Origin of the sequence: Paraburkholderia sp. MM5496-R1, assembly GCF_050436205.1 — a bacterium.
Taxonomy (GTDB): domain Bacteria; phylum Pseudomonadota; class Gammaproteobacteria; order Burkholderiales; family Burkholderiaceae; genus Paraburkholderia; species Paraburkholderia tuberum.
Genome location: NZ_JBNDLT010000002.1, coordinates 658933 through 677759 on the forward strand (window position 1 = coordinate 658933; position 18827 = coordinate 677759).

Sequence of the window (18827 nt, forward strand, 5' to 3'; positions counted from 1 at the left end):
CTTATAGGCCTCCGCGCGATTCGCGCCCCGGTGCGGCGGGCTGCGCGTGCGTGGCCGCGCCGGCGTGCGCGCTCGCCTGCCCGCGCGCGCTCAGCATCTCGCGCGTGATCCGCACGTGCTGCATCGCGTAGTGCTGGGTGGTCAGATCGCGCGCGAGCAGACCGGCCGCGGCTGCCTGCGCCTGGCGCAGCGCCTCGTCAGGCTCGGCGGCGAGCCGGTCGAGCGCATCGCGCAGTGCCTGCGGATTGAACGGCGGCACGTAGGCCGCTTCGTCGGCGGGAAAATAGTCGCGCAGCGCGCCGACGTCGGTCGCGACCATCGGCTTGCCGACCGCCGCCGCTTCGAGCATCACCGTGATACCCGACGCGTGCGAGTTCGGCCGCAGCGGCACGACGATCACGTCGGCCCAGTCGTACAGTTCGTGCTGCTTTTTGATGCCGGAATACAGCGCGATCTCGACATTCGACGCGCGCAGCGACGCGGGAATGCGCCGCCGCGTCGCGAGCTTCACCGTGTAGCGCGGATCGTTGCCGACCGCCTTGATCAGCGTCTCCCAGTCGCGGTCGCGATCGTTGCCGATCGCCGCGATGCGCAGCGGCGTGCGAGGCGTCCACTGCGTCGGGGGGGTGACCGGGAAGTCGCGCGTGTTCAGGCCGTACAGCAGCGGCGTCGCGTCGCGATGCAAATAGCGTTGGCACAACCCGGCGTTTTCGCTAGCGAGTGTGGTCAAGCGATCCGCCCGCGTCAACAGCTTGCGATACAACCAGCTGCGCACGATGCCGTACGACGGCCACTTGTCGAGCAGCCACACGCTTTGCGCGAGCAGCAGCGGCGACGCGCCCGGCCCCGCCTTGCGCCCGCACAGCAGCAGCATCAGCGCGGCGGACAGCCATTCCTGCTCGGTATGCGTCCAGATCACGTCCGAGCGCAGCATCTGCGCGCGATTGCGCCACGTGTGGATGAAATCGAAGCCGAGCGCGGCCTTCAGCGCGCGCCGTACGAGCCGCACGGGCCGGCTTTCGCGCGCGTCTTGCGAATAAGTCAGCGCGAATGCTTCGGACTGCGCATGGTGATAACCGTACAGGCAGCCGATATCGTCGCCCTTGCGATAAAAACGCGGATCGGCGCCGTAAAAGAGATGAACGTGAACCTTCGTACTCATGCGGACACTCCGCTCTTCGACAGCGCGCGCCGCGCCTCATGGGCGCCTGCGCGAACCTCGCGCCAGCGCGACAGCTTCAACTGCGCCTGCTTCGACAGCAGCGCGAGCGCCGCATGCGTGAGGCCCGGATAAAGCCGTGTGCCCACCAGCGTCCACCACCACCACGCGGCTTCGCGGCGCAGCGGCGGCAACTGGTCGCGCAGGATCAGATGGAAGTTGAACGCGGCGTTGCGCAGCGCGGCCATCGTCTGCGCGTCGCGTTTGTCGTCGTCGAAACGCTCGGCCGGGAAATGATCGACCGCGATCTGCGGGTCGTACACGAGCTTCCAGCCCGCGTTTTTCACCGCGAGGCTGAACGCCATGTCGTTGTGCACCTGCGCGCCCGCGCCGCGCAGACGCGCGTCGAAGCGGATCGTGCGCACCGCTTCGCGCCGGTAGCTCATGTTGGCGCCCTTCAGGATGTCGACCTCGCGCGCCGCACCGACACCCAGATGATGATTGCCGATGATCTTGCCGTGCGCAGTCACCTTGCCGACCAGCGGCCGCTCGCCGTCGAGCACGCGGCCTTTTTCGTGCACCCAGTCGCGCCCGCCCAGCGCGCCGAGGCGCCCATCGGCGTCGAACGCGGCCGCGATGCGCTCGACCCAGTCGCGGCGCGGCGCGGCGTCGTCGTCGGTGATCGCGATCACGTCGCCGCTCGCGGCGTCGAGCCCGCGATTCAGGGCCGCGACCTGGCCGGGCATGTCGACCGGCGCGATCACGAGCGGCAGGCGGCCGCCCGTGGACGGATCGCGCAGGCACGCATGGGTCGCGTCGTCGTCGACGCGTGCGACCACGATCACTTCGTCGGGCGCGCGCGATTGCCGCTCGAGCGCCGCGAGGCAGCGCGCCAGATCGGCCGGGCGGCGATAAGTCGGTACCAGTACCGTCAGTTTCATCGTGATCTCCTCTGTTCCTGTCGTGCAGAAGTCGGTGCTGGAGTGCGGAGCCCGCGTCACGTGCTCAGGTATGCCTGAGTCGCCGCGTAGCCGCGGTCGTAGCCGACCCGCGAGCGCGCCGGCATGCCGTTGAAGATGCCACCCTGCACGTGGACGCCCGCCGAGCGCAGGCGTTTCAGCGCATCGGCCAGCTCGAGCTCGCTGTGCATGCCCGAGCGCATCACGAAGAACGTCGAGCCCGCATACGCGCCGATGATCGACGCATCGGTCACCGCGAGCACCGGCGGCGTGTCGATCAGGATCACGTCGTAGCGCTTCGCGAGGCCGTCGAGGTACTGCGGCAGTCGCGGCGACATCAGCAGCTCGGACGGATTCGGCGGACGGCGGCCGCACGAAATGAAGCTCAGGCCTTCGATGCTCGAACCGCGAATCGCCTCCTCCAGCGAGATCTGGCCGCTCAGCAGCTCGGACAGGCCGTTTTCCTGCAAGCCGCCCACGTAACGTTCGAGCGTGCCGCGCCGCATGTCGCCGTCGATCATTAACACGCGCTTGCCCGAATGGGCGAGCAGCATCGCCAGGTTCACGCTGAGGAAGCTCTTGCCGACGCCGGCCATCGGCCCCGTCAGCATCACGATGCGGTTGCGCGCGTCCATCAGCGTGAACTGCATCGCGGTGCGCAGGCTGCGCAGACTTTCGATCGTCACGTCCTTCGGCCGCGCGTTCGCAAGCACCGGACGCAGCCGTTCGCCGCCCCGCGCATAGCTGTTTTCGAGCTGCACCTGCTCGGCGCTTTGCGGCACGAGGCCGAACACCGGCAGATGGAACGCGCGCTCGACGTGATCGGGGTCGTCGATGCCCTTGAACAGATTGCGGCGCAGGAACACGAAACCGGTGCCCGCGATCAGCCCGAGAATCACGGCCGCCGAGATGATCAGCATCTTCTTCGGCTTGACCGGCGCGCCGGGGCGCAGCGCGGCGTCGACGATATGGACGTTGCCGCCGGTGCCCGCCTTCTGCACCGACAGCTCCTGCACACGATTGAGCAGCAGCACGTAAATGTCTTCGGCGACCTTCGCGTCGCGCTGCAACTGCACGGCCTTCACTTCGGTGGCCGGCAGATTGCGGAAGCGGTCCGCGTATTTGGTGCGCTGCGCCTGCAATTCGGCCATCTGCTGACGCGCGGCGACGAGCGTCGGATGGTCGTCGCCGTAGCGCTCGGCGAGCTGCGTCATCTGCAGACGCAACGCGGCGATCTGCTGCTCGTATTGCACGCTGCCTTCGAGGTAGACCTTCGCCTCTTCGCTCGCGTTGATCGAGCCGGACTGACGTTGATAAGCGGTCAGCGCGGCCTCCGCGCGTTCGAGATCGGCCTTCAGGCGCGGCTCCTCGCTCTTCAGGAAGTCGAGCATCCTGCTCGCGTCGGCCTGCTTGGTCGACACGTGCTCGCGCAGATACGACTGCGCGAGCGCATTGGCGACGAGCGCCGCATGCTCGGGACTCTTGTCCTCCAGCGAGATCTGGATCACGCCGGTCTGCTTGCCCTGCTCCTGCACCGTGATCGCCGACTGGAACGCGGTGATCGCATCGAGATCGTTCGAGCGCACGACGGTGAACTCCTGCCCGGGGCGCGCGATCAGCGTATTGACGACCATCGTCACGCCCCCGCCCTGCGCCTGCTGCCCGACCTGGCCGCGCAGCAGCAGCGAGCCGTTCGGCGCGAACAGTTCATAGTGCTGCGCGTCGATCACGCGCAGCAGCAGCTTCTCGCCTTCGAGCGACGGCGTCACGTCGATCGAATCGACGTCGACTTTTTCTCCGCCCCATGCGTAGGACGTGAGCCCCAGCCACGCGCGCGCGGGCTGGCCCGGCGTCGCGAGGCGCGCGGCGATGCTGCCGAGCAGCGGGATCGTCTTCGGCGTAACGCTGAAGTTCAGCTTGAGCTGCTGCACGACCGGCGCGACCACGCCACGGCTCTTGATGATTTCAATCTCGGCGTCGGTCGGCAGCGACGTCGAGCCGCTCGTGATCGCGGCGCCGGTCTGCGTTTGCGTGAGCGCCTGCGACGTGCTGTCGGACTGCTCGACGCGCACGTGCGCGTCGGCCGAATAAGTCGGCTTGGCGAGGTAGCAGTATGCGACCGCCATCGCGACGATGATCGCGGTGATCGCGAGCAGCCACCAGATGTCGTCGAGGATCACCTGCACCAGTTGTCCGAGGACGACGTCTTCTTCTTCGGTCTTGATCGGACCAGCCATGTGTGGAGAGAGTTGGTTGCTCACTGTTCCATCCCGTGTCGTTGGCTTCGGCTTTCGCGTCAGCGGTACTTCTGCTTTCGTTGCACGTCCCGCACCGCCCGGACAACAGCGGCGCGGGACATTACAGGCCAAACGTTCAGCGCGTCAGCTGCTTCAGATAGAACAGCGTCTGCACGCTCGGCAGCACCTGCTGCAACACACGGTTGAACGTGGTCGACGCGGCGGTGCCCACGTACACGACGTCGAGCGGCTGCAACTGGAACTGCGAGGACAGCATGATCGAGTCCGGCTGCGTCATGTCGAGGCGGAACACCTCGGGCGTGGTCGGATGCTCGCGCATGCCGCGCATCACGTAGATCTGGCGCGGATTGGCGTCGGTGTTGAGGATGCCGCCCCCTTGCGTGAGCGCGTCGGCGATCGTCATGCGGCCGCGCGCGATCGGCACCTGGATCGGCGTCTTCACTTCGCCCAGCACGAAGATGCGGCTGTCGGTGCGGTCCGGCACGTTGACCACGTCGCCGTTCTGCAGCATCACGTCCTGGGTGGTATCGCCCTGATCGAGCATGCGATCGGCATTGAGCACATAGAGCTTGTGGTTGCGCGTGAGTCGCACGCGCTGGATGTCGGCGTCCGGGTTCGTGCCGCCCGAGCGCGTGATCGCGTCGACCAGCTTCAGCGGCACGTCGCTGACCGCGAGCGGTCCCGGCTGCTTCACTTCGCCCGTGACCTGCACCTTCTGGCTGCGATACGACAGCACGCGCACGTCGACCTGCGGATTGCGGATATATGGCACGAGGCGGGCGGCGAGCTGATCGCGCAGCTCGGTCGTGGTCTTGCCCGCGGCCTGGATGCGGCCGACGAACGGGAAAAAGATCGTGCCGTCGGCGGCGATGGTCTGGCCGTACGGATCGGCCTGGCCCGGCAGCGCGGCCGTATACGGCTGCTGCAACGCACCCGCGATCGTCTGCGTGGTATTGCCGCCCGAGGACAAGGTACTGCCCTGCGGCGTGGTCAGCTCGGGGTGATCCCACACGGTGATGCCGAGAATGTCCTGCGGCGCGAGGTGGTACACGTACAGCGACGGATCGGACAGCGCCGCTGGCGGCAACGGCTGGATTCTCGCGGCGGCGGCTTGCGCCTGCGCCATGATCAGGTTCGCGTCGATCAGATGGACCGGATAGGTTTCGCTCGGCGCATGATCGTTGTCCTTGAGCCGCGACGTGTCGAGGTAATTGCCCGGTGCGGTCGCGCAGGCCGACAGAAAGGACGTCAGCAGAAGTGAGGCGGCGAGCTTCGTGCGCAAGCTCGCGAATGAGTTTTCGATGCGGGGTTTCTTCAGCATATTTTTTTCAGCCATCCCATGACCAGATGTTCGATGAGCACGAGACTCTCCCTGTATTCGTCTTCCGCGCCGCCGTGCGGATCGGCGACGTCCGAATCGGCTTCCCACTTGCCGAGCGGATAGACCTTGCCGCGCGCGGACGGATCGAGCGCTTCGACCTCGCTCACCTGCGCGCGCTCGGTCACCAGCACGAGATCGGCCGCGCGCACGAGCGATCGCTCGAGGCGCCGCGCGTGGTGAACGCCGGCCGCGACGCCGCGCTCTTCGAGCAGGCGCCGCATCACCGGGTCCATGCCGTGGCCGTTCACCGCACGAATGCCCGCCGAATGAAACGCGATAGGTGCGGCCCCCGAGCGCGGCGCGCGCGCCTGGCTCGCCTTGAACAGCATCTCGGCGGCGGGCGAGCGGCACACGTTGGCGTGGCACACGATCAGAACGTTGTCGAACATGGCGGACTCTCTCGCGCGGCGATCGCGGTGGCCTCAGCGGCCGGAGGCAGCCGTCGCGGCGAGGTCCGCCGCCTGCATCGAACCTTTCGCGCCGACACGCGCCGGCGCGTTGCGCAACGCATGCCGCCGGCCGATCGCGTGATACTCGATGCCGAGTTCGAGCAGCACGTCCGGCTCGTACAGATTGCGGCCATCGAAGATCAGCGGCGTCTTCAGGATGCGCTTCAGCGCATCGAAATCTGGACTCTTGAAGACCTTCCATTCGGTCAGGATCACGAGCGCATCGACGCCGCTCGCCGCTTCCATCTCTTCACTCACGAACGAAAGTCGCGCATGCTGCTGCGGCACGTCCTTCAGATCGAGCGCGAGCACGCGCTTCGCTTCGTCGATCGAGACCGGGTCGTAGGCCTTCACGCGCGCGCCGCGGCCCAGCAGCCCGGCGATCAGCTCGCGGCTCGGCGCCGCGCGCATGTCGTCGGTATTCGGCTTGAATGCGAGACCCCAGACGCCGAACGTGCGGTCCGACAGATCCTCGCCGAGACGCGCGACGATCTTCTGCGCGAGGATCTGCTTCTGCGCATCGTTGACCGCTTCCACCGCTTCGAGAATGCGCAGGTTCGCGTTGTGATCGGCCGCGGTGCGGATCAGCGCCTGCACGTCCTTCGGAAAACAGGAGCCGCCATAGCCGCACCCCGCGTAGAGGAAGTCATAGCCGATGCGCGGATCGGAACCGATGCCGCGGCGCACCGCCTCGATATCCGCGCCGACGCGATCGGCCAGATTCGCGAGCTCGTTCATGTACGAGATGCGCGTCGCGAGCATCGCGTTGGCCGCGTACTTGGTGAATTCGGCCGAACGCACGTCCATATACAGTGTGCGCTCGCGATTGCGGTTGAACGGCGCATACAGGCGCTTCATCAGTTCGCGCGCCTTTTCGCCGGGCACGTCCTCGTCGCAGCCGAGCACGATGCGATCGGGCCGCGTGAAGTCTTCGACGGCCGCGCCCTCCTTCAGGAACTCCGGATTCGACACGACCGAGAACATCGGCTCGACGCCGCGCGCGGCCAGCTCGGCGGCCACCACTTCGCGCACGCGCGAGGCGGTGCCGACCGGCACCGTCGATTTATCGACGATCACCTTGAAGCCGGTCATATGGCGGCCGATGTTGCGCGCGGCCGCGAGCACGTATTGCAGATCGGCGGAACCGTCTTCGTCGGCCGGCGTGCCGACCGCGATGAACTGGATGTCGCCGTGCGCGACCGCGGCCTCGACGTCGGTGGAGAACGTCAGGCGCTTGGCGCGGCGATTGCGCGCAATGATCTCCTGCAGCCCCGGCTCGTGGATCGGCACGCCGCCGTTGTTGAGCACGTCGATCTTGCGCGCGTCGACGTCGAGACAGAACACGTCGTGGCCGATGTCGGCCAGACACGCGCCGGTCACGAGGCCGACATAGCCGCTACCGATGATCGTCAGGTTCATGGATTGCACCTCGGTCAAAAAGTTGATTCAGGAATGCGCTCGCGCGATGCGTGGCATCGGCGCGGCCCGGCGCCCCGCGTTCAATAGGCGTTGCTGCCCGCGAAGCCCTTCCACAGCGTCAGCACGACGATCTTGATGTCGAGCCAGAAGGTCCAGTGCTGCATGTAGTACAGATCGAGCTTTACGCGACCCATCATCTTTTCGATGCGATCGGTTTCGCCGCGATAACCGTTGATCTGCGCCCAGCCGGTAATGCCCGGCTTGATCCGGTAGCGGTGCATGTAGCCCTTCACCAGATCCTTGTAGATGTCGTCGTGCTCGAGCGCATGCGGACGCGGACCGACCACCGACATCTCGCCGCGCAGCACATTGATGAACTGCGGCAGTTCGTCGAGGCTGGTACGGCGCAGGAACGCGCCGACCGCGGTAATGCGCGGATCGCGCCGCGTCGCCTGGGTGATCTTGCCGGCCGCTTCCGTGTGGACCTTCATCGAGCGGAACTTGAAGATCTCGAACTCGCGGCCGTCGATGCCCTTGCGCCGCTGGCGGAAAAACACCGGCCCCGGCGAGCTGAGCTTCACCATCAGCGCGATCGCGAGCATCAGCGGCGCGAGCGCGGTCAGCGCGCCCAGCGCGAACACACTGTCGAACACGCGCTTGGGCAGCACGCGCAGATCGGTGATCGGCGAGGCGGCCAGATTGATCGCGGGCACGCCGAGCAGTTCGACCATCGGCTGATTGAACAGCGTCAGGCTGCCGACGTCGGGGATGAAGCGGATGTTCACGAAGTCGTTGCGCAGATCCATCACGAAGCGATGGATCGCCTTCTCCTTCGAGATCGGCAGCGCGAGCCACAACTCGCGGATCGCGCGCTGCCGTACCAGTTCGATCATGCGCTGATAGTCGCGCTCGACCGGCACGCCCGCGACCGCGTGCGCCGCGTCAGGGTCTTCGTAGGGATTGATCGTGCCGTCCTCGTCGAACACGACGACGGGCTTGAAGCCAGCTTCGGGACGGCCGCGCATCTGTTCGATCAGGAAGCGGCCGTACGGCGCGCCGCCGACGATCGCGACCGCGCGCTGATTGAAGCCCTCGCGGCGCAGCCCGCGCAGGATCGAATAGACGATCACCTTCGTGACGACCAGCAGCACGATCGACGCGAGCGCCCAGTAAACGAGCCACAGCCGCGACAGGCTGTCGGCGCGGTGCACGCTGAAGCTGATCAGCACGCCGGTCACTTCGACCATCAGCCAGCCGCCCGTGACGCGCGACAGCAGATCGTAGAGCGGCTTGCCACGCCACGACTGATAGATGCCGAGCGGCGGGAAGAACACCACCACGAGCAGGCAGCCGAACGCAAGCGACACGCTTTGCATATCGTCAAGCCATACCACTCTGCCGCTGTGCACGCCCGCCGCCAGCACCGCGGCGAGCGCGACCATGGCGATGTCGATGATTCTCGCTAGAACGCTCAGCATGCGCCGCCCCTCTGTTCGTCAGTCAAGTGCGATCCGTCGGTTGGTTGAAATGGCTGTTGCATGCGGGTTTCGTCGTAGGGCTTTTTATTTCCGATCTGCCTGGCGGCGCGATTGGACTGAATGAGCCCGAATGGCCAGACCGCAAATTCCAAATGCGAATGAGTGAATACCCTTGTTCATACCTCAATAAAGCGGTATTAAAATTCCCACGACAAGACCGCAAAAAATCTCAAATTGTATCGGTCAAAATTTCGGCATTTTTTATGCATTTTGTGCGGCAATTGTTGCCGCAATGCGGCCCGACAGAAGGTTCCGGGCACCCCATCTCAGCGCTTTCACATGGAAGCTTTCGCTTTGCCAACAGTTCTGGCGCGAAGCTCGGGCGCTACTCGTGCTGTCATTCTTGCGCATCATTAAGCGAAAAAAATGCTTGCTGATTTTTTTCAGGTAATTTTTATTTATAAATAAAGCGACGAGACATTTTTTGGTGAATTTCGAATGAATGCGACGCGCCTTTTATCGGAATTGTATTTAACGCGCTTTTATTGATTCGCGACTTCGTGATAAAACTCGACGCATTCATCCAGCCTCGAGGAGAGTTCACCATGACAGCTCCGGCCCCGGTCACGCCTGCCGGCACCCGGCCCACCCCCGCCCAATCGCCCATGCCCTCAACCGCAACCAGCGTCAAGCTCAAGGTTCATCCCGTGATTCTCGCGGGCGGCTCGGGCACCCGGCTGTGGCCGATGTCGCGCGAGCAGCATCCGAAGCAGTTGATCGGCCTGCTCGGCGAAGAGTCGCTGCTGCAATCGACGACCCGCCGTCTCGATGGGCTCGAAGCCGGTTATCCGCTTGCCGGCCAGCTCGTGGTCGTCGCCAATGAAGAACAGCGCTTCACGACGGCCGAACAATTGCGCACGAGCGCCAAGCCGAGCCGGCTGATACTCGAACCCGTGGGCCGTGACACCGCGCCCGCGTTGACGGTGGCCGCGTTGTCCGTCGCCGCGCAGGATGAAGACGGCATCATGGTCGTGATGCCCGCCGATCACGCGGTCACCGATAGCGCAGGATTTCACGCGGCGCTCGCCGCCGGCGTACAGCATGCGGCCGCTGGCCATATCGTCACCATGGGCATCGTGCCGACGCGTGCCGAAACCGGCTACGGCTATATCCGCATCGGCGCGCCGCTCGGTTCTGACGATGCGCAGACCGCAGCAGCGGCTCGCCCGGTCGCGCATCGCCTCGAGCGTTTCGTCGAAAAGCCGCATCTGGAACTCGCGCAGCGCTATGTCGAATCACGCGAATACTGGTGGAACAGCGGTATTTTCATCGTGCGCGCATCGACGTGGCTCAAAGCGATCCGCCATTTTCAGCCGGCCATTTACGCAGCATGCGAATCGGCCTTCGCGGGCAGCACGGCGGACGGTGACTTCTTCCGGCTGCAACGCGATGCGTTCAGCGGCTCGCCGTCGAATTCGATCGACTACGCGGTGATGGAAAAGCTCGGCGCCGATCAGAGCATCGCGTCGGGCGTGGTCGTGCCGCTTACGGCCGGCTGGTCCGACGTCGGTTCGTGGGACGCGATCTGGGACATCAGCGAGAAGGACCCCGATCGCAACGTGAGCCGCGGCCGCGTGATGTTCGAAGGCGCGAACTCCACCTTCGCGCATTCCGAAGGACGACTGATTGCCTGCGTCGGCACGCAGAATCTCGTCGTCGTCGAGACCGCCGATGCGATTCTGGTCGCCGACAAATCACGCGTGCAGGACGTCAAGAAGATCGTCAACCGGATTCGCGAGGATGGCGGGCTCGAAGCGGCCAATCATCGCAAGGTGCATCGGCCGTGGGGCAACTACGATTCCGTCGACACCGGCGAGCGCTTCCAGGTCAAGCGGATCGTCGTGAAGCCGGGCGCGCGGTTGTCGCTGCAGATGCATCATCATCGCGCGGAGCACTGGATCGTCGTGCGCGGCACCGCGCTCGTCACGCGCGGCGACGAGCGCTTTATCGTGTCCGAAAACGAGTCGGCCTATATTCCGCTCGGCGTGACGCATCGCCTCGAAAACCCGGGCAAGATGCCGCTCGAAATGATCGAGGTGCAGTCGGGTTCGTACCTCGGCGAAGACGATATCGTGCGCTTCGACGATACGTACGGAAGGCAATGAGGCGCGAGCGGTCGCAATGACGAAGCGGGAACCTGCGGCGGCGCAAAGCGGCCGCGGGGACCGCCGGGCTCATCCCACGTATGAGATGAGTTCTTTGTAGGTTGCGGATAAGCGCTCCGCGGTGCCGCTGTCGGTCGTCACCGTGGGCGTGCTTGCCCCGCCCGCGGTCGCGGTGTCCGACGGATAGCGGCGCAGCGTCCCGCGCAATGCATTCAGTGATGGCTTCAGCGGCCCGTGCAACGGCGCGCCGTGATTGCCCGGGTGATTCGCGATGCCATTGACCGATGCCGGTTCCGGCGCATGACGCAGGCCTGACAACGAACGCTCCGCGGACCGCTGCGCAAGGTTCGCCGACGCGGGCGCGGCCGTTGCGTGGACCATCGTCGTGGCCGCCGCGTCGGTCGCGCATTCGCGATCGATCCACTGACGCGCCCAGTCGAGCGCGAACTGCTGCGCGTGCTGCGCATCCGCGAAGCGCGGGCCGACGAGGCCAGAGCGCTCGACGCGCTTGCCGTCCCTGATGATCTCCGCCCACCCGCGATACATCGCATTCGGCACTTCCTCGACCACCACGTAGATCAGATAACCGCGCGAATCGGCGACCTGCATGCCGCGCGGGGCGAGGCCCATCGTCAGCGACGGGCGCGGGTCGTCGACCGCGACGGATGCGGCCGGTTCGACGCGCATCTGCGCCGCCGTCGCGGACGTCGCCACTGCGGACGTCGCGAACGCCGATGTCGCCACCGCGCTCGCCGGCGCAAGCCCCGACAATTGCCGCGTGATGTCGCCGATCGGATCGGCCGTACGCCATTGGCTCAACGCGCTCGCGACGCCGGGCGCCTGCCACGACTCGGGACTCTTCCACGACACGCCGCGCAGATTATTGTCTTCGCGCGGGCTCGGGGTTTGCGCAACCGGTGCCGCGGGTCTGGCCGTAACGGGCGGCGCCGGTTGGGGAATGTATGCGAAGGTACGCCCGCTCTGCGACAGCAGACGGACCATCTCCAGCAGTGTGCCGTTCAGTTGCCACTCTTCGAAGCGGCGGCGGCAGGTGGGACCGGACGGATAGCGGCCCGGCAGCTTCGACCACGGCTCGCCGGTGGTCATGATCCACAGCACGGCATTCGTCACGATGCGCGGTTCGGCGCGCGGCCGGCCGCGCCGGTTCAGACGGACGGCCGGTTCGTCGGAGACGAGCGGCGCGAGCAGCGCCCATTCGTCGTTGTTTAGCTCATCGAAAAACATTGGATTTTCTCCACGCGGCCTGGCCTGGCCGCGGCGTTGGGCCTGCCACGGATTCTCAGCGTTCACGACCCGTGTGCGGCCCTCGGTTGCACAAATTTGTTTGGTCCGTTCGGCTCGCTGGAGCAGCCCGCCCACACGTGGTGCGGCTCTTCCCTATTACGAAGCACAAAACGCGGTCTCACTCGTGCGTGGGAAAATTTGTGCACGAAGCATACCATTCCAATCTTTGCATGAGTACAGTTGAGACAAGTGTTACGGATAGAAACAATCTTGTCGGTTTCGCTGCGTCGATTCTCGTATTGCCGTAACAGAAGCCACTGCTTATCCGGCATCGGATCTGTCTATTGCAAAGCACAATACCGCATGACCGAACGGAATGGGCTTTAGAAATGTAATTAGCGATCCAGCATGCATTTCTATGCGCTTTGATGGTTGATGTGAACATCGGTTTCGAGCGTCGGCGAAAGGACTGCGACGCGCCCGCGCGGTGACGTGGAGGCAACGGGAGGCGGCCGCCGCGCATGCGCGGAGTTCGAGGCGTGACAGAAGCGACGAAGTCGCTTCGAACGACGTTACGGGCGCACTGGTTTCGATGCGTGCTCACCGACGACCGTGGTCCATTCGCGCACGCGCCAACGCGTAACCAGTCCGGAGAGTACGTACGGATCGGCGGTAGCAAAGGCCTCCGCCACCGCAGGCGACGCGCCGGTGAAGAGCAGCACCGCACCGTCCGTCGGCTCCGCGAGTGCGCCGGCCAGCAGCAGTTCGCCGCGCTCGGCGGCGGCCCATGCGAGTTTCAGATGCGCGTCGCGGTGCTCGCCGCGCCGCTCCAGATAGTCGGGTACCAACTCGTACATCAACAGGTAATGCATGGTGAGTCTCCTCGCGAGGTTGAGGGTTGGCAGGGAGCGGCATGCGCCGGAGCGCAGTTGAGGATAACGGCGACTACCGAATTTCATGCCTATTTTCTATTCGGTTGCATTCGCAGCAATAAGAAAATTCTCATTGCCTGTTAACCATAGATCAAAATAGCGGGAACCGTAATTTCGTTTCAATAAGCTTGAAATAAACGTCACGAGCAATCTGCATTGCATGACAAAATTCGCGCTCTCGTTCATTCGATTGTTTCAAACGCCGCAGCGCCAGGTGCGCCACGCTGCTCAGGGAAAACGAGCGCGGACCGCTGTCAACCGGAATGCATTTTGAGCCGTTCTGGCAGACGGCATTTGCCATAATGGATGCGCCGATGGGCCCATGGATGCCGTCGTCGCCCGCGCGCATGAACGATCAGAAACGTTTTCACCACCGATGGAGTGTCCCATGAAAATCCAATCCGCTATCGCTACGCTGGTGTTGGGCGCGGTACTCGTATCGCCGGCGTTTGCGCAGAACAGCCAGCAAACCAAGATGGCCGACTGCAACAAGCAGGCCGGCGACAAGAAAGGCGACGAGCGCAAGGCGTTCATGCAAACCTGTCTTTCCGCGAAGCCGGCCGCCGCCGCGCCGATGAGCCAGCAGGACAAGATGAAGGTGTGCAACAAGCAGGCGGCCGACAAGAAAGGCGACGACCGCAAGGCCTTCATGAAGACCTGCTTGTCCTCCTCGGCGCCGGCCCACTGAGCGAAAGGCGTAGCCGTCCCCCACGCCGGCGCCCTCCGATCGACGCGGCGCCGGCGCCTCGTTGCGCCCACGCGGCGCTCCGATCGAGTCCCTCCGCTTCGTCGTCCACCCGCCGCAACGCGCCGTTTTCTTCTATGATGGCTGCGGAGACGGCCCACCCTCACTTATATAGAACCAAACAACTATGCGGGCCGCCATCTTGTCGTTGGTGCTACTGAGCATCGATCGGAGGCAAGGATGGTATCGAAGCACAAAAACCGCTGGTTAAGGCGGTGGTTGCTGGTCATCATATTCTGGGCCGTGCCTGTGGCGATCGTCGCGGTCAACGAGATCCGCGAGGAAATGTCGTACAACGCGGTCGATCTCGACCGCGCGCTGACCACCTGGAATTTCACCCAGGCGCAGCGCGCCGCCGGGGCGTCCGCGCATTGCCATGGCAAGCCCGACGAGGCCAAGGCGGCCGGCTGCCCGGCCGACGTGCTGGCCGCCAACGCGCCGCGCCAGCAGGACGCGATCAACGAATACAGCGTGCGCCGCTCGACGCTATTCGCCTATCTGTGGCACGCGTTCGTCGGCTATTGGATGGTGCCGGCGGCTATGCTGTTCGCGATCGGCGCGATCATCGGCATGGTGCGCCGCGCGCTGCGGCGCCCGCCCGCGGTCAAGAGTCCGGCGAATCACGGGTGAGCGGCGGCCGCGCCGCTTACACTTCGCCGCAATTTGCTGCGCCGAAACAACACTCTCATTGCCATGTCGATGGGCCGCCGCGCGACGCGAAAATCGGTAAAAACCGGCGCATCGTGCGGCCACGCCGAAGCGTCCCCACAATCGCCGCGCCTCGGGCGCTGTTTAGCGTCGCCCCTCGGATCGTCGCGCGACGCGTGCTCGGAAGTCGCGCGCAAGGCCGGTCAAATTTACTGGGAAGATCTCTTGCGATCAGGCTCAAACCCTTGTCCCATAAGGCTTTTCGCGTTGTCACGCAGCGCGCCTTTTGCACCAGCGTGTGTTATAACTCAAAGGCAACCAGGCGACACCACCACGGTTGCGCCCCGGATCCATGACGGAGAAAAACGATGCAAAGACGACACTTCATGTTGAAGACGACCGCTGCGCTTGCTTTCGGAGGCCTTGCACTCGCCGGCTGCACGACGACGGGCAACACGCCGGAAAATGCTCATGTCGACGCCTCGAAACGACAGTCGATCGACGCCAGCGTCGATGGCACGCTGTCCAAACTATTCACGACCGTGCCGGGCTCGCGCGAGCTGGTGTCGAAGGCGCGCGGCGTGCTGGTGTTCCCGTCGGTGCTGCAGGCGGGCTTGATCGTCGGCGGCCAGTATGGCGAAGGCGCATTGCGGGTGGGCGGCGCGACGGTCGGCTACTACAGCACCGTGTCGGGCTCGTTCGGCCTGCAGGCGGGCGCGCAGTCGAAGGCGATCATCTTCCTGTTCATGACGCAGGATTCGCTCGACAAATTCCGCAACGCGGAGGGCTGGTCGGCCGGCGTCGATGCATCGGTTGCGCTCGTGAAGATCGGCGCGAACGGCGCCGTCGACACGACCACGGCCACCGCGCCGGTGCAGGTTTTCGTGATGACCAACGCGGGCCTGATGGGCGACGTCTCGCTGCAAGGCACGAAGGTCACGCGGCTGAAGATCTGAGCGCGCTCATCGGCGCGCTTCACTGATCACTTGCGCGCATCGCGGCGAAGGCCGCGCGGTGGACCCTGTGCGGGTCGTCGCGCGGCCTTTTTGTTATGTATGCCGATGCCGACGCTCGGGAACGGAAAAACTCGCGCGCAAAAAAACGGCGCCGCGCATCGCGCACCGCCGTCCTTCGCTTCGACACGTCCCAACGATCCCGCGTCAACGGCCCGACGAATCGACCACCTTGAACCTCGAGCGCTTCTGTGCGCGAATCACCAACTGATAGGCCTCCACATACTCACGCGCCATCCGGTGCGACGTGAAGCGCTCCTCGAAACGCCGCCGCACGCCCGCGCGCGACACCTTGTGCAGCCGGTTCACGGCCGCCACCGCGCCGATCTCGTCCTCGACGATGAACCCGGTCACGCCCTCTTCGAGCACTTCGGGCACCGAGCCGCGGTTGAACGCGATCACCGGCGTGCCGCAAGCCATCGCTTCGATCATCACGAGACCGAACGGCTCCGGCCAGTCGATCGGAAACAGCAGCGCATGCGCGCCCGACAGAAACTCGGCCTTCTGATGATCGGCAATCTCGCCGATGTACTCGACGTACGGCAGGTCGAGCAACGGCCGGATATCGCGCTCGAAGTACTCGCGATCGGCCGCATCCACCTTGGCGGCGATACGGATCGGCATGCCGCAGCGGCCGGCGATGCGGATCGCCGTATCGACGCGCTTTTCCGGCGAAATCCGGCCGAGAAACGCGAGGTACTTCTGCTCGACCGGTTGCGGCGTATAGAGCTGCGCCGGCAGGCCGTGATAGACCGTGGTGAGCCAGCGCGCCTGCGGCAGCGGATGACGCTGAGCGTTCGAAATGGAGATCACGGGCGCGGTGTTGAACGTGTCGAACACCGGCTGCTGCTCGGGCAGATCGAGCCGGCCGTGCATCGTCGTGACGAACGGCGTGTCCTGCCGCTTGAATACCGAGAACGAGTAGTAGTCGAGGTGGAAATGCAGCACGTCGAACTCTTCGGCCTGGCGGCGCACGAGTTCCATCAACAGCATATGCGGCGCGATGCGGTCGCGAATGCCCGGATCGAGCCGCAGCGCGCGCGGCCACACCGCTTCGAGCTTCGCGCTCGTGACGGAGTCGCCGCTCGCGAACAGCGTCACGTCGTGGCCCTGCTCGACCAGCGCTTCGGTGATGTACGACACGACGCGCTCCGTGCCGCCGTAGAGCTTCGGCGGCACCGATTCGGTCAGCGGGGCGATCTGCGCAATCTTCATATTGTGTCTCCGTGAGCCGGCGGCTGGCGCGCAATCGCGATGCCGTCGGCGACGCCGAGTATGACAGCGCCATGACGTCGGAACAATGCGCGCGGTCCCTAACGCGGTCCCTAAGCGTCGCATGCATCGTCGCTACGGGGAATTATTCCCTGGCATCGGTCGAAAAGCCGCAGGTCTTGCAATTGCCCGGTGTTGTTACAAGCGGCTTACATCCGGTGACACGCGGCCACGCGCCGGGTTTGCGCGGGCTTTGGGCCGTCGCCGCGCCGTCATTTGTGGCCGCCGCCCTCGCCCGACCCGCGCACTGGCATGCTGCGCAAATCCCTGAGGAAGCTGTCGCGCCACACGCCGAGATCGTTCTTACGCAGTGCGGCCATGTCGATCTCGTGACGCCGCTGGCGCGCGTCGAGCGGCATTTGCAGCGCGCGTTGCAAGGCCTCGCACATGCCGATCGCATCGTGCGGATTGACGAGCAGCGCGCCAGAGAGCTCGGCGGCCGCGCCCGCGAAAATCGACAGCACGAGCACGCCGGGATCGTCGGGATTCTGCGCGGCCACGTACTCCTTCGCGACGAGGTTCATGCCGTCGTGCAGCGGCGTGACGAAGCCGATCTGCGACTCCCGAAATAGCGACATCAGCTTCCAGCGGTCGTACTGCTGGTTCAGATAGCGGATCGGCGTGTAGTCGAGCCCCGAGTAGCGGCCGTTGATGCGCCCTGCCTCGTATTCGAGATCCTGGCGGATCTTCTGATAGGTCGCGACGTCCGAGCGCGTAGGCGGCGCGATCTGCACGAGCGTGACGTTGCCGCGCCATTCGGGCGAGCGTTCGAGCAGCAACTCGAACGCGCGAAAGCGCTCGACCAGTCCCTTCGAATAGTCGAGCCGGTCGACGCTCATGATCAGCTTGCGCCCCTCGAGACTTTGCTTCAGATCGAGCACGTGCTGGCGGCTTTCGTAGCGCTTGGCCTGCTCGGCGATTTCGTCGGGGAACACGCCGATCCGGTAGACGCCGGTGCGCAGCTTGCGCCCGAACGCCTCGACGAAGCCGTCCGCGCTCACCGTGCCGCGCGCGTGACGCGTCACGTAGTCGTGGAATGCCTGCTGGTCGGTGGCGGTCTGGAAGCCGAGCAGGTCGTAGCACGACATCGACTTCACCAGTTCCTCGTGCGGCGGAATGTTGAGCAGGATCTGCGGCGCGGGAAACGGAATATGCAGGAAGAAACCGATGCGGTTCGTCACGCCCTCGCTGCGCAGCGCCTCGGCAAACGGGATCAGATGGTAGTCGTGAATCCAGATGATGTCGTCGGGTTCGAGCAGCTTGACCAGCTTGTGAGCGAGCCATGCGTTGACGCGCCGGTAGCCCGCGTACTCCTCGCGCTCGTAGCGCGCGAGGTCGTTGCGGTAGTGGAATACCGGCCACAGCGTCGCGTTCGAGAAGCCGCGGTAGTACTGGTCGTAGTCCTTGCGCGTGAGGCCGACGGTTGCGAAGGTCACCGCGCCGTCCTGCTCGAGCATCGGCCCCGCGTTGGCGACCGTTTCGCTGACTACGTCGCCGCTCCAGCCGAACCAGACGCCGCCTGCATCCTTCAGCGCGCCGAATACGCCGACCGCGAGTCCGCCCGCCGATCCCTTGGTCTCCGTCGGCGTCGCGACGCGATTCGACACGACGATCAATCGGCCCATAGTGCATGTCCTCCGTCATTCTTGCGATGCGCCGCGACGCCTGAGCAGGCGTGGCGCGCCCGTTAGCAGCAATCGGCGT

17 protein-coding genes are annotated in these 18827 nt (G+C 64.9%); 5 read left to right on the forward strand and 12 right to left on the reverse strand.

All coding sequences use genetic code 11. The annotated features are described in order from the left end of the window. Position 1 precedes the first annotated feature (1 nt). From OKW38_RS09860 to OKW38_RS09890, 7 genes are all read right to left on the reverse strand, one after another. A complete protein-coding gene (locus tag OKW38_RS09860; protein ID WP_429361264.1) occupies positions 2–1162 on the reverse strand; it encodes a glycosyltransferase family 4 protein in 1161 nt (386 codons plus the stop codon). Continuing rightward, entirely contained in the window at positions 1159–2100 is a 942-nt protein-coding gene (locus tag OKW38_RS09865) for a glycosyltransferase family 2 protein (protein WP_429361266.1), read from the reverse strand. Before OKW38_RS09865 ends, OKW38_RS09860 begins: the two co-directional genes overlap by 4 nt. A gap of 56 nt (positions 2101–2156) precedes the next feature. After that, the gene (locus OKW38_RS09870; protein ID WP_429336641.1) at positions 2157–4355 is read right to left on the reverse strand and encodes a polysaccharide biosynthesis tyrosine autokinase; all 2199 of its coding nucleotides are present in this window, start codon (positions 4353–4355) and stop codon (positions 2157–2159) included. Positions 4356–4491: 136 nt separating this feature from the next. Beyond that, a complete protein-coding gene (locus OKW38_RS09875) occupies positions 4492–5697 on the reverse strand; it encodes a polysaccharide biosynthesis/export family protein (RefSeq protein WP_429336443.1) in 1206 nt (401 codons plus the stop codon). Then, positions 5691–6146, reverse strand: a complete 456-nt coding sequence (locus OKW38_RS09880) for an exopolysaccharide biosynthesis protein (protein WP_090804816.1) — start codon at positions 6144–6146, stop codon at positions 5691–5693. Before OKW38_RS09880 ends, OKW38_RS09875 begins: the two co-directional genes overlap by 7 nt. A 33-nt stretch (positions 6147–6179) precedes the next feature. After that, on the reverse strand, positions 6180–7625 hold the full coding sequence (locus OKW38_RS09885) for a UDP-glucose dehydrogenase family protein (RefSeq protein WP_429361268.1): 1446 nt from the start codon (positions 7623–7625) through the stop codon (positions 6180–6182). Between the two features lie 80 nt (positions 7626–7705). Continuing rightward, positions 7706–9103, reverse strand: coding sequence for an undecaprenyl-phosphate glucose phosphotransferase (locus OKW38_RS09890; protein ID WP_184033583.1), 1398 nt, complete (start codon positions 9101–9103; stop codon positions 7706–7708). Between the two features lie 44 nt (positions 9104–9147). Between OKW38_RS09890 and OKW38_RS09895 the strand changes: the two genes are divergently transcribed. Together OKW38_RS09895 and OKW38_RS09900 are read left to right on the forward strand one after the other, a co-directional pair. Then, positions 9148–9540: a hypothetical protein gene (locus OKW38_RS09895; RefSeq protein WP_429361270.1), complete on the forward strand. Its 393-nt coding sequence runs from the start codon at positions 9148–9150 to the stop codon at positions 9538–9540. A 168-nt stretch (positions 9541–9708) separates the two neighbouring features. Beyond that, positions 9709–11268: a mannose-1-phosphate guanylyltransferase/mannose-6-phosphate isomerase gene (locus OKW38_RS09900; protein WP_429361271.1), complete on the forward strand. Its 1560-nt coding sequence runs from the start codon at positions 9709–9711 to the stop codon at positions 11266–11268. 69 nt (positions 11269–11337) lie between these two features. Here the strand turns inward: OKW38_RS09900 and OKW38_RS09905 are convergent, their stop codons facing one another. The 3 genes from OKW38_RS09905 to OKW38_RS09915 all read right to left on the reverse strand — a co-directional run bounded on the left by OKW38_RS09905 (position 11338) and on the right by OKW38_RS09915 (position 13794). Continuing rightward, positions 11338–12513 (reverse strand): transposase, encoded by a 1176-nt coding sequence (locus OKW38_RS09905; protein WP_429361272.1) that lies wholly within the window; start codon positions 12511–12513, stop codon positions 11338–11340. 572 nt (positions 12514–13085) lie between these two features. Next, positions 13086–13385, reverse strand: a complete 300-nt coding sequence (locus OKW38_RS09910; RefSeq protein ID WP_018418036.1) for a YciI-like protein — start codon at positions 13383–13385, stop codon at positions 13086–13088. A gap of 151 nt (positions 13386–13536) precedes the next feature. Beyond that, positions 13537–13794 (reverse strand): hypothetical protein, encoded by a 258-nt coding sequence (locus OKW38_RS09915; RefSeq protein ID WP_143037169.1) that lies wholly within the window; start codon positions 13792–13794, stop codon positions 13537–13539. Positions 13795–13833: 39 nt separating this feature from the next. Here OKW38_RS09915 and OKW38_RS09920 point away from each other — a divergent pair, with 39 nt between their 5' ends. From OKW38_RS09920 to OKW38_RS09930, 3 genes are all read left to right on the forward strand, one after another. Beyond that, on the forward strand, positions 13834–14133 hold the full coding sequence (locus OKW38_RS09920; RefSeq protein ID WP_090804806.1) for a PsiF family protein: 300 nt from the start codon (positions 13834–13836) through the stop codon (positions 14131–14133). Between the two features lie 237 nt (positions 14134–14370). Beyond that, positions 14371–14820 (forward strand): hypothetical protein, encoded by a 450-nt coding sequence (locus OKW38_RS09925; RefSeq protein ID WP_429361273.1) that lies wholly within the window; start codon positions 14371–14373, stop codon positions 14818–14820. A 386-nt stretch (positions 14821–15206) separates the two neighbouring features. Beyond that, positions 15207–15794, forward strand: a complete 588-nt coding sequence (locus OKW38_RS09930) for a BPSL1445 family SYLF domain-containing lipoprotein (RefSeq protein WP_090804802.1) — start codon at positions 15207–15209, stop codon at positions 15792–15794. 204 nt (positions 15795–15998) lie between these two features. Here the strand turns inward: OKW38_RS09930 and OKW38_RS09935 are convergent, their stop codons facing one another. Both OKW38_RS09935 and otsA read right to left on the reverse strand, forming a co-directional pair. Beyond that, entirely contained in the window at positions 15999–17066 is a 1068-nt protein-coding gene (locus tag OKW38_RS09935; RefSeq protein ID WP_090804800.1) for a glycosyltransferase family 4 protein, read from the reverse strand. A 269-nt stretch (positions 17067–17335) separates the two neighbouring features. After that, positions 17336–18748, reverse strand: a complete 1413-nt coding sequence (gene otsA, locus OKW38_RS09940; protein WP_429361275.1) for an alpha,alpha-trehalose-phosphate synthase (UDP-forming) — start codon at positions 18746–18748, stop codon at positions 17336–17338. Positions 18749–18827 lie beyond the last annotated feature (79 nt).